Consider the following 11434-nt stretch of genomic DNA (forward strand, 5'->3'; position numbering starts at 1 on the left):
GCACCCCGACGCCGTCAGCTCCGCGATCTGCTGCAAGGTCGCACCCACATCCGCGGTCACCGTGGTCGTCATCGACTGCACCGACACCGGCGCGTCGCCCCCCACCGCCACCGACCCCACCTGGATCTTGCGGCTGACCCGCCGGTCGGCGAGCTTGGTCGGTACGGACGGCATTCCGAGCGAGATGGCAGTCATCTGGCGAGCAACCCCAAGGTGGTGATCAAGGTCCCGAGATCGGCGGGCTCCGGGTTTCGAGACTACGACACGGGCACCTCGCCCAGCACATCGCGCCCCGTGGGCCGCGGGTACGGCGACGGCCGGGCGCGCGGGGCGCCCGGCCGTCGTACAGCCATGCGAGGAGCCATCGGGGGAATCCGGAGAATCAGGTGATACGCACCGGATTCACCACATCCGCTGCCAGCACCAGCAGGGTGAAGCAGATGAAGATCCCTGCCACCACATAGGCCACCGGCATCAGCTTGGCCACGTCGAACGGGCCGGGGTCGGGCCGGCGGAAGATCCGGGCGGCGTGCCGGCGGATCGACTCCCACAGCGCGCCCGCGATGTGCCCGCCGTCCAGGGGCAGCAGGGGCAGCATGTTGAACAGGAACAGCGAGAGATTGAATCCGGCCACCAGGAACAGCATGGTGGCGACCTGCTGGGAGGGCGGGATGTCCAGGTTGGGGATCTCGCCGCCGACCCGGGCGGCACCCACCACGCCCATCGGGGAGTCGGCCTTGCGCTCGCCGTCGCCGAAGACCGCGTTCCACAGGTCGGGAACCTTGCCGGGCAGGTCGATCAGGGAGTGGAAGCCGTCCTCCACCATGTTGCCCATCCGGTCCACCGACTGGCCGAAGGACTGCTTGACCACTCCGCTGGACGGGGTGAAGCCGAGGAAGCCCGCCTTCACGAAGTCGCCCTCGACATAGCCCCCGCGGCCGTTGGTCTTGGCGACCCAGTTCTTGACCAGGGTGGGGTGCAGATCCAGCCGCTTGCCGTCCCGCTCGACGGTGACCGTGGCCGGACCGGTGGTCTCGCGGATATCCCGCTGCAGGGTGCTCCAGTCGGGCGTGGGGTTGCCGTTGAAGGCGACGATCTTGTCACCGGCGCGCAGTCCGGCCGCGTTGGCCGGGGTGTCCTTGGCGCCCTTGGGGCAGGTGTCGGTGTCCTTGGCGGAGGCCGGCACCACGCACTTCTGGACCTCGCCCACGGTGGTGGTCTGGGTGTTCACCCCGAAGGTCATCATCACGCCGAGGAAGACCACCACGGCCAGCACCAGGTTCATGAAGGGGCCGGCGAACATCACGATGACGCGCTTCCACGGCTTGCGCGTGTAGAAGAGCCGGTCCTCGTCGCCGGGCTCGAGCTCCTCGAACGCCGCCGACCTGGCGTCCTCTATCATCCCGCGCCAGGGCGAGGTGGAGCGTGCGGCGATCTTCCCGTCGTCTCCCGGCGGGAACATACCGATCATGCGGATGTAGCCGCCGAGCGGAACGGCCTTGATGCCGTATTCGGTGTCGCCCTTCTTCCGCGAGAAGATCGTCGGCCCGAAGCCGACCATGTACTGCGGCACCCGGATCCCGAAGAGCTTGGCGGTGGACAGGTGTCCGAGTTCGTGCCAGGCGATCGAGAAGAGCAGTCCGAGAACGAAGACGACTATGCCGAGGACCGTCATCAATGCCGTCATACGCGAGCCTCCGGAGTCGCTTTCGCCGCACGGGCGGCCAGTTCACGGGCACGGGCGCGAGCCCATGCCTCGGCTTCGAGGACGTCCGCGACGGTGAGCCGGGTTCCTCGGGCGGGGGTGCCATGTTCGCGCACCACCTCGGCGACCGTATCCACAATGCCGGTGAAGGGCAGCTTCCGGGTGAGGAAGGCGTCCACGCACTCCTCGTTCGCCGCGTTGAAGACGGCGGGGGCGGTGCCGCCCAGTTCACCGACCTGCCGGGCGAGTCCGACCGAGGGGAAGGCCTCGGTGTCCAGCGGGAAGAACTCCCAGCCGGCGGCCTTGGTCCAGTCGCAGCCCGGGGCGGCGTCCGGTACCCGGTCCGGCCAGCCCAGGCCCAGTGAGATCGGCATCCGCATGTCCGGCGGGCTGATCTGGGCGAGGGTCGAGCCGTCGATGAACTCCACCATCGAGTGAATGTAGGACTGCGGGTGAACGACCACCTCGATCCGCTCGAAGGGGATGTCGAAGAGCAGATGCGCCTCGATCACCTCGAGGCCCTTGTTGACCAGGGTGGCCGAGTTGATGGTGACCACTGGGCCCATGTCCCAGGTGGGGTGGGCGAGGGCCTGCTCGGGGGTGACATCGGTCAGCTCCCGGCGGGTACGCCCGCGGAACGGGCCTCCGGAGGCGGTGACCACCAGCTTGCGGACCTCGCGGCGGGCTCCGCCGAGCAGCGCCTGGAAGAGCGCGGAGTGCTCGGAGTCCACCGGCACGATCTGGCCGGGCTTGGCGACCGCCTTGACCAGCGGCCCACCGACGATCAGCGATTCCTTGTTGGCCAGCACCAGCACCCGCCCCGCCTCCAGCGCGGCCAGGGTGGGGGCCAGGCCGATGGAGCCGGTGATGCCGTTGAGCACCGAGTGGCACTCGGAGCGGGCCAGCTCGGTGGCCGCGTCGGGGCCCGCCAGGATCTCCGGCAGCGGCTCGCCCGGTCCGTACCGCTCGGCCAGCGCCGCACGGAGCGCGGGCGCCTTGTCCGCCTGGGAGAGTCCCACCGCGGCCACCCGGAGCGAGTGCGCCTGCTCCGCGAGCAGCTCCAGCCGGCCGCCGGCGGCGGACAGGGCGGTCACTCGGAAGCGGTCCGGATGGCGCAGCACCACGTCGATGGCCTGGGTCCCGATCGACCCCGTGGAACCGAGGATCACGATGTCGCGCCGGTCTCCGGTGGCGGCGGTGGCCGCGGAGTAGTGGAGGTGCGGGTCAGCGAGGGAGTCCGTCATCCCCCCATTGTGGCCGGTCGGCTCAGCGGAAGGGGCGGCGGGCACTGTCCTGCGCGGAGGGGCCCGGGGTGGCGTCGGCGATCCACGGCCCGTCCCCGCTCGGGTCGAGTACGCCCTCCTCCAGCCAGGTGAAGGCGCCGTCGAGGACTCCGGAGACCAGCCGGCGGTCGAGGTCGTCGGTGTTGGTCCACAGCCGGTCGAAGAGCTCCTCGACGCGGATCCTGGCCTGCCGGCAGAAGGTGTCGGCCAGTCGGTACGCCTCGGCTCCGTACTCGCCGGCGGCCCGCAGCATCTCGGCGCGTACGCAGGCCGCGCTCATGGCGAAGAGTTCGGCGCCGATGTCCACGATGCGGCCGAGGAAGCCCTGCTTGGTCTCCATCCGGCCCTGCCAGCGCGACATCCCGTAGAAGGTGGCGCGGGCCAGTCGCCGGGCGGCGCGCTCCACATAGCGCAGATGGGTGGAGAGGTCGCGGTGGCCGGGCCGGGCGAACTCGCCGTAGGCGCGGGGCAGCTGGCCCCGTCCGGCGACCAGGCCGGGCAGCCAGCGGGCGTAGAACCCGCCGGCCCGGGCCGCCGCCCTGCCCTTGTCGGACAGCGAGCTGTGCGGGTCGATGAGATCGCCGGCGACCGACAGATGCGCGTCCACCGCCTCCCGGGCGATCAGCAGGTGCATGATCTCGGTGGATCCCTCGAAGATCCGGTTGATCCGCAGATCGCGCAGGAGTTGCTCGGCCGGCACGGCGCGCTCGCCGCGGGCGGCCAGCGACTGGGCCGTCTCGAAGCCCCGGCCGCCGCGGACCTGCACCAGATCGTCGGCCATCCGGCAGGACATCTCGCTGGCGTACAGCTTGGCGAGGGCGGCCTCGATCCGGATGTCGTTGCGTGCCTCGTCGGCCATCTGGGAGGCGAGTTCGACAACGGCCTCCAGGGCGAAGGTGGTCGCCGCGATGAAGGCGATCTTGCCGCCGACCGCCTCGTGCCGGGCGATCGGCTTGCCCCACTGCTCGCGGGCGGCCGACCACTCGCGGGCGATCTTCAGGCACCACTTCCCGCTGCCGGCGCACATCGCGGGCAGGGACAGGCGCCCGGTGTTGAGGGTGGTGAGCGCGATCTTGAGGCCGGCGCCCTCGGGGCCGATCCGGTTGGCGGCCGGGACCCGCACGCGGTGGAAGCGGGTGACGCCGTTCTCGATGCCGCGCAGGCCCATGAAGGCATTGCGGTGCTCCACGGTGATGCCGGGCGAGTCGGCCTCCACCACGAAGGCGGAGATGCCTCCGGGGTGGCCCTCCGAGGCGGGCACCCGGGCCATCACGACCAGCAGGTCGGCGACCACGCCGTTGGTGGTCCACAGCTTGACCCCGTCCAGGATGTACGCCGCCTCGCCCTCTGCCCCGCTCCCGTCCTCGGGGACCGCGGTGGTGGCCAGCCGGGCCGGATCCGAGCCCACGTCCGGCTCGGTGAGCAGGAAGGCGGAGATGTCGGTACGGGCGCAGCGCGGCAGGTAGGTGTCCTTCTGCTGCTGGGTGCCGAACAGCTTGACCGGCTGGGGGACGCCGATCGACTGGTGGGCGGAGAGCAGCGCCCCGACCGCCGGGCTGACGGAGCTGACCAGGGCCAGCGCGCGGTTGTAGTACAGCTGGCTCAGCCCCAGGCCGCCATAGCCGGTGTCGATCTTCATCCCCAGCGCGCCGAGCTCCTTCAGCCCCCGGACGGTCTCGTCCGGGATGCGGGCCTCGCGCTCGATGCGCGCCCCGTCGACCTCCGTCTCGCAGAAGGCACGCAGCCGGGCGAGGAACGCCTCGCCGCGCCGTACGTCATCGGGGTCGGGGGTGGGGTGCGGATGGATCAGGTCGAGCCGGAAACGGCCGAGGAAGAGCTCCTTGGCGAAGCTGGGCTTGCGCCAGTGCCGCTCCCGCGCCGCCTCGGCCACCTGCCGGGCCTCGTGCTCGGAAACGGACCGCGCCGGTTCGCGTTCGGGAACGGTACGAGCGGTCATGAGGCTCACCTCGCCGCGCAGTCGGGGACCCGTGCCGGCCGGACCTCCACCCGCCGCCACTCATACGGGCACATACCCGGCATGCATGGATGCGTACCGGTCACGGCGGCCATGTCATCCTGTCGGGCCACCGGGTCCGCGGCCTGATGGCCGGCTACGGAGCCGGTGCCGAGGGGGCCGACGGGGCCGATGTGCCGGCGGGCTGGGCGAAACGGGCCCCCGCGCCGGGGCTGCGCAGAACTCTCCGGAACAGCTGTGCGGTGAGCGCCTGGACGGAGCCCCGGTGCCGGAACCGGCACCGGACACCCCGCCGGGCGCCCACCGCACACTGTCTACGCTGCCGTGCGCTGCCTCATGGCCGCCACACGCCGGCCTCCGCTCAGAGGGGCAGGCCGGTGAGCACCATGACGCGCTCGTAGGTGTAGTCCTCCATCGCATAGGCCACGCCCTCGCGGCCCACACCGGACTGCTTGGCGCCGCCGTACGGCATCTGGTCGGCGCGGTAGGACGGCACATCGCCGATGATCACGCCACCGACCTCAAGGGTCTGGTGGGCGCGGAACGCCGTCTGCACGTCGTGCGTGAACACGCCCACCTGCAGGCCGTACTTGGAGTCGTTGACGGCCGCGAAGGCCTCGTCCACACCGTCCACCTTGGCCACGGTCAGCACCGGGCCGAAGACCTCCTCGCAGGCCAGGGTGGTACCGGCCGGCAGGTCGGCGAGCACGGTCGGCGCGTAGGACGCCCCGTCCCGCTTGCCGCCGGTGAGCAGCAGGGCCCCGGCCTGGACCGCCTCGTCCACCCAGGACTCCACACGCTTGGCGGCGTCCTCGCTGATCAGCGGGCCGACGTCGGTGGCCGCGTCGGAGGGGTCGCCGGTCTTCTGGGCCTCGACCGCCGCGACGATCTTCGGTACCAGCCGGTCGTAGACGGAGGCGTCCGCGATCACCCGCTGCACCGAGATGCAGGACTGGCCGCCCTGGTAGTTGGAGAAGGTGGCGATCCGGGTGGCCGCCCAGTCCAGCTCCTGCTCGGAGGAGAAGTCCGACAGCACCACGGCCGCGGCGTTGCCGCCGAGCTCCAGGGTGCAGTGCTTGCGCGGCACCGAGTCCATGATCGCGTAACCGACCTTGTCGGATCCGGTGAAGGAGATGACCGGCAGCCGCTCGTCCTGGACCAGGGCGGGCATCCGGTCGTTCGGCACCGGAAGCACGGACCAGGAGCCGGCGGGCAGCTCCGTCTCCGCCAGCAACTCGCCCAGGATCAGCGCGGACAGCGGGGTCGCCGGCGCCGGCTTGAGGATCATCGGAGCGCCGACCGCGATCGCCGGGGCGATCTTGTGCGCGCAGAGGTTCAGCGGGAAGTTGAACGGGGCGATGCCGAGCACCACGCCCTTGGGGAAGCGGCGGGTGAGGGCCAGCCGGCCGACACCGCCGGCGTCGGTGTCCAGGCGCTGGGCCTCGCCGCCGTTGAAGCGACGGGCCTCCTCGGCCGCGAAGCGGAACACGGACAGGGCTCGGCCGACCTCGCCGCGCGCCCACTTGATGGGCTTGCCGTTCTCGGCAGAGATCAGCTGGGCGATCTCCTCGGTGCGCTCCGCGAGCCGCTTGGCGACGTGGTCCAGGGCCGCGGCCCGGACGTGCGCGGGGGTGGCGGCGAACTCGTCCCGCACTGCGTGTGCGGCGGCCACGGCCTCCTCGACCTGAGCCTCGGTCGGGACGCTCACCGTGGCGACGAGGCGGCCGTCCCACGAAGACGTGACGTCGAAGGTGTCCTCGCCGGTGGCCTTGCGGCCGGCGAGCCAGAACGCGTGGGGAGCTACGCGGGAGGTTGTCACAGCGGATCCCGGCCCTTCCGAATGGTGGGTGGTGCGGTTCGTTCTGCCCCCACCGTAGGGGCGGGGCGCCGTCCGGTCGTTTGTCCTGCACGGAGCAGTCGCCCTCCGCCCCGCGCCGTATTGGCGTGCGCGGACCCGGCGGGGCCGACCGCTGGACGGAGGGGAGCGCGGACGCGGATGGTGCGGAGGGGTTCGTACGGACTCGGGCGCGGGCGGTGCCGCTCCGCGCCGTGGCACGACGCGCGTGCGGGGAGGGCGGCAGGCGTGGCGGGGTGCGCGTGCGGACCGCAGGCATGACGGGGCGCGCACAGGAGGCCGCGGAGTTTGCGTGCGAGAGCCTGCGGTCATGGCGGGTGCGCGTCCGGGAGGTCGCGGGCATGGCGGTCCGCCCACGCGGACCGCGTGACGGCGGTACCGCTCAGCGGGGTGACCGCGGGCTCCGGTGCGTGCGGCACGGTGCCCGGCCGTCAGGAGTCGAGAGAAGGCCCCGTGGCCCCCGCGGTGGTGGCCTTGAGGGCCAGCCAGAGCTCCATGCGGACATCCGGGTCGTCCAGCGACCGTCCCAGGATCTCCTCGACGCGGCGCATCCGGTAGCGCAGGGTGTGCCGGTGGACCCCCAGGTCGGCGGCGGCCGCGTCCCACTGCCCGTGCCGGGACAGCCAGGCCCGCAGCGAGGCCACCAGGTCCCCGCGTCCGGTGGCGTCGTGTTCGTACAGGGCGCGCAGCATGCCGTCCGCGAACGCCCGTACCGCGTCGTCTGCCAGCAGTGGCAGCACCGACCCCGCGGCGACCTCCTCGTGCTCCACCAGCACCCGGCCGCGGCGCCGGGCCACCGAGAGGGCCTGCTCTGCCTGCCGGTAGGCAGCCGCGGCGCCGATCGGGCCGGCCGGCGCGGAGAGCCCGATCACCAGGTCGTCGCCGGGGGCGGTCGCGCTCGCCCGGTCCCGGGGGCGGGTGGCGGTGCCCCGCTTGGCGTCCACCGCGGCGGCATGTTCGACGCAGGCGGCCACCGCCGCCCCGCCGTCCGGGGCGAGCACGATCAGCCGCTCGCCATCCGGCACCACCAGCACCGCCTCCCCGGTGCGGGCCGCGGCGGTCTCCAGGGTGTCGGCCAGCGTGCCCAGCGGATCCGGGGCGGCGTCCGCGGCCGGGACGCCGCCCGGCGCCTGCCCCGTCACGGGGTTCGAAGGCTGCCCCGGGGGCGCCGTGGCGACCGCGGCGGCGTCGAGCGCGCCGTCGTCCACCGTCTGGCTCGCCGCCGCACCGCTGCCCGGGGCCGCCTCGGCCACCAGCATGCGGAAGGGCGCGTCCAGCAGGCCGCCGTACAGCTGTCCGGCCACCGCCCGCGCGTGATCCGGCTGGCCCGCCAGCAGCATGCGCAGCACCGCGGCACCCAGCCGCTGCTCCGCCTCCTGCAGCGCGCGGGACCGTTCGGTGGTCAGGGTGAGCAGGGCCACGGCGGAGTGCACCGCATAGCGCTCCGCGGTACCCAGCGGGGCGGCGGTGCCAACGGCCAGTACCCCGCGCGCCCGGCGCCCGGTGCCCAGGGACTGGAGCTCGACCCGGTCGGCCGTCTCCTCGCCCGCTTCCCCCGTATCCCCGCCGAGCACCGCGCTGGCCGGGGCGGGCCGGGCCCGCAGCCGCTCCACGTCGGCGGTGAGTCGGGCGGCGCGGCGGGCCGCCCAGTCCGGGGCAGCGGCCACGACCGCACCGGAGGCGTCGTAGAGCGCCGCCCAGCCGTCCAGATGAGCGGCCAGCCGGGCGATCAGCGCGGCCGGGCCCTCCGCGCCCATCGCGGCCCTGGTCAGTTCCCGCTGCGCCTCGAAACCGGCGGTCACCGCCCGGTACTGGTCCGCGGCGATGGCCGCCGAGACCGCCTTGCTGATCGCGATGAACGGAGTACGGCGCGGCACCTCCAGCAGCGGCAGGTGCGCCTCGCGGGCCGCCGTCACCAGTGCGTCCGGCACCTGTTCGTAGTTCACCCCGACAGCGAAGCCGAGCCCCACCACACCGGCGCCGACCAGTCGGCGGACATAGCGGCGCATCGCCTCCGGGTCCTCGGCGTCCAGCTTCATCGCGGTGATCAGCAGCAGCTCACCGCCGTTCATATAGGGCACCGGGTCGGCCAGCTCGCTGACGTGCGCCCAACGCACCGGGGTGTCCAGCCGGTCCTCGCCCGCCAGCACGCCCAGCTTGAGCGCGGAGTGGTGGACCAGTGAGGCGAGGGTGGGAGGCATGGCACCTTCGGTAAGGCTTCGACGGGGCGGACACGACAGGGGTTCGCCGGTGCGGGGGAGGGCTGCGGACGGCTCCGTGCCGCTGCGAGGCGGCGTGGACGATTCAGGCGGACAGGCGGGTGTGCGGGATGGTGGGGACCGCGCGGACAGCGTGACGCCGCGGACCCGACGATCCCGGTCGGGGACTCCGACCGGAAGCGTCTGATTCCATGCGACACCCTGTATGAACGGCTGTCGTCAATTCTGCCTCAATGGCGGATTTCCCGTCATCCGCGGAGGTCCACCAGCACCGGGGGCGCCGCATCGCCCCGCACCGAGGTGACCGAGAGCACCGCGTGCCCCGGCGGCACCGAGTGCGCCAGCTCCGACGCCGACCAGCGCTCCCGCTCCACCTTGCGCACCGTCACCGACTGAAGGGTCGCCGCCTTGCCGGTCACCGCCTTACGGATGAAGTGGAGCACCTTGGTCATCGGCGCCTCCGCGATGAACTCCCGGTCGGTGACGTCCCGGGTCTCCACCCATGCCTTGCCCCAGACCTCGGCGAACCTGGCCCCGTCCCAGGTGGTCACCCCGGCGTAGGCCATCCGGCAGCCCACCGCGCCCAGCAGCGCACTGCGCAGCCCCTCCGGCACGTCATCGAGGGTACGGAGGGTGAGCACGGTGCCCGCGTTGGCCGCCCGGAGCCGCTGGATGCCGCGCAGCGCCTCCTGGGTGACGGTGTGCGAGGCGTCGTCGAGCACCAGGCAGGCGAAGAGCGACCGGTCCGCCCGGCCCACCGCGCTCTCGGTGAACTGCGCCAGCACCAGCCGCGCCAGCATCCGCGAGGCCTCCGCGTGGCCGCGTTCCGGCAGATCGATACGGACCCGCAGGGGGTGCTCCAGTGCGCGCAGCGAGAACGGTCGGCGGTCCCCAGCGGTGGCGAAGAAGTCGGCGAAGGCGGGACGGTCCAGCAGCGCGATCCGGTCGGCGAGCAGTGCCCCCACGTCGCCGGCCGCCGTCGACTGCCGCACCCGTGCGTCCACCTCCCGGGCGTGCGCGGACTGGCCCGCGGCGTCCAGCGCGGCACGGAGCGCCTCGATCGCCGTCTTGGAGCCGTCCAGCAGCTCGCGTAGCTCCGGAACCGACGGGAAGCGGGCGTGCGCCGCCTGGAACGGGCCCAGCAGCTGGGCGAGGGCGGTGGCGGCGCGCCGGCTGTCACCGCCGGGCAAGGTGTGCGCCATGTCCCCGATCAGCGCCTCGGCGAGAACGCCGGCGGCCTCGTCCGGGTCGCTGGTGCCGCCGTAGAGGTCGAGGTCATAGGCGGATTCGGGGCGGCCGATCTTCACCACCACATCGAACGCGTCATCCGGCCCGATCCCCGCCCCGGCCGGGCCCACCGCCACCACGGCGACACGTCCGGCCAGCGCCTGCAAGCACAGCGACTCCACCACCGGGCGCACCAGCCGCCCCGTCTTCCCCGCCCCTGGGGGGCCGACGGCCAGGAGCGAGGTACCCAGCACCCCGGGGTCCAGCGCCAGGCTCACTCCGCGGTGCGCGTAGGGATTCCGGGGGTCCTCGCTGGCCAGCCCGATCCTCACCTGCTGGGCCAGCAGATCGTGCTGGGCGGTGCGCACCGGGAGGTCCCGCGCCCCGGAGGGGTGGGCGCAGGCGGCGGCCCCGTGCCGCAGCACCGTGTCGGTGAACGCGGCCAGCCGACCGGGCTGGGCTCGCACGGACTGCCAGGCACGTTCGATTCGGGAGTGGTCCACGTCGTTCATCCGCCCGGCCCACGCCTCCGCGGCCAGCCGATCCGCGGCCCCACCCGCCCCGAACGCCCGCATCTCGGGCCACTGGGCGGGGTCGGTTTCGGGGGTGAGAGGGGTGCGGCTTGCGCCGCCTTGCCCAGCTTGCCGAAAAATCGGCAATACATAACGGCGGAAGACCTCGGCCCAATTCCCGGCGCGACCGAAGACTGCGGCTACCAGGGCGACGTAGAGAACGATGTAGACACGCTGTGCCAGGCCTAGGGCCACCTTGCTCCCCGAGTCCTGCCATGACTCGGGAGTCAGCACCAGCACAAGCCAGTAATCGTCAAGGTAAAGCTTCCAGATGATCTTACCCAGCAAATAGGCGACAACCAGGGCAAGAGCCGCACCACCCAACAGTCGCGAAGCAGGGACTTGGTCTGGTGCCTCCGGCGGTTTGGGCCGGTACCCAGAAACCCAAACCCCAGGCGCAACACTCGGTCGCGGGGTCCTGAGCCAGTGCACGAAAGGCGACTCAGCGCTTCCTGCCGCCGAGGCCCCGACGCCTTGGCCAGAGGGCTCCGCAGGCGGTGGCCCTGGCGGCATGGCTGGCGGCCCCCCCTGCCCCGGCCGAGGCGCCTGATTCGGCAGGGGCGGCACCGCCGGAGGCCTGGCTGGAGGGGGTGGCGGG

The 11434-nt window shown here is 72.6% G+C and carries 7 protein-coding genes; all 7 read right to left on the reverse strand.

Going from position 1 to position 11434, the window contains the following annotated elements; translation table 11 throughout:
• Window positions 1-195 (reverse strand): flavodoxin-dependent (E)-4-hydroxy-3-methylbut-2-enyl-diphosphate synthase (locus tag E4099_RS20895; protein ID WP_167828439.1); only part of this gene is annotated, 195 nt, incomplete at its 3' end.
• Window positions 196-382: 187 nt separating this feature from the next.
• Window positions 383-1687 carry a M50 family metallopeptidase gene (locus tag E4099_RS20900; protein WP_135340624.1) on the reverse strand — a complete coding sequence of 435 codons (1305 nt, stop codon included), beginning with the start codon at window positions 1685-1687 and terminating at the stop codon, window positions 383-385.
• Window positions 1684-2949, reverse strand: a complete 1266-nt coding sequence (gene dxr, locus E4099_RS20905) for a 1-deoxy-D-xylulose-5-phosphate reductoisomerase (RefSeq protein WP_135340625.1) — start codon at window positions 2947-2949, stop codon at window positions 1684-1686. The genes E4099_RS20900 and dxr overlap by 4 nt, the downstream gene beginning before the upstream one ends.
• Before the next feature lie 22 nt (window positions 2950-2971).
• Entirely contained in the window at window positions 2972-4945 is a 1974-nt protein-coding gene (locus E4099_RS20910; RefSeq protein WP_135340626.1) for an acyl-CoA dehydrogenase family protein, read from the reverse strand.
• Between the two features lie 379 nt (window positions 4946-5324).
• Window positions 5325-6782, reverse strand: coding sequence for an aldehyde dehydrogenase family protein (locus E4099_RS20915; RefSeq protein ID WP_135340627.1), 1458 nt, complete (start codon window positions 6780-6782; stop codon window positions 5325-5327).
• Between the two features lie 467 nt (window positions 6783-7249).
• Complete coding sequence (locus E4099_RS20920; RefSeq protein WP_135340628.1) at window positions 7250-9019, reverse strand: PucR family transcriptional regulator; 1770 nt, start codon at window positions 9017-9019, stop codon at window positions 7250-7252.
• 266 nt (window positions 9020-9285) lie between these two features.
• On the reverse strand, window positions 9286-11434 hold a 2149-nt coding region (locus E4099_RS20925), incomplete at its 5' end, for an ATP-binding protein (RefSeq protein WP_425348265.1).

Origin of the sequence: Streptomyces palmae (assembly GCF_004684805.1) — a bacterium.
Lineage (GTDB): Bacteria > Actinomycetota > Actinomycetes > Streptomycetales > Streptomycetaceae > Streptomyces > Streptomyces palmae.

Bases quoted from the DNA above. Each gene is read 5' to 3' on its own strand.
- dxr (WP_135340625.1), bottom strand. From the start codon at position 2,949: ATGACGGACTCCCTCGCTGACCCGCACCTCCACTACTCCGCGGCCACC.
- E4099_RS20920 (WP_135340628.1), bottom strand. From the start codon at position 9,019: ATGCCTCCCACCCTCGCCTCACTGGTCCACCACTCCGCGCTCAAGCTG.
- E4099_RS20900 (WP_135340624.1), bottom strand. From the start codon at position 1,687: ATGACGGCATTGATGACGGTCCTCGGCATAGTCGTCTTCGTTCTCGGA.
- E4099_RS20910 (WP_135340626.1), bottom strand. From the start codon at position 4,945: ATGACCGCTCGTACCGTTCCCGAACGCGAACCGGCGCGGTCCGTTTCC.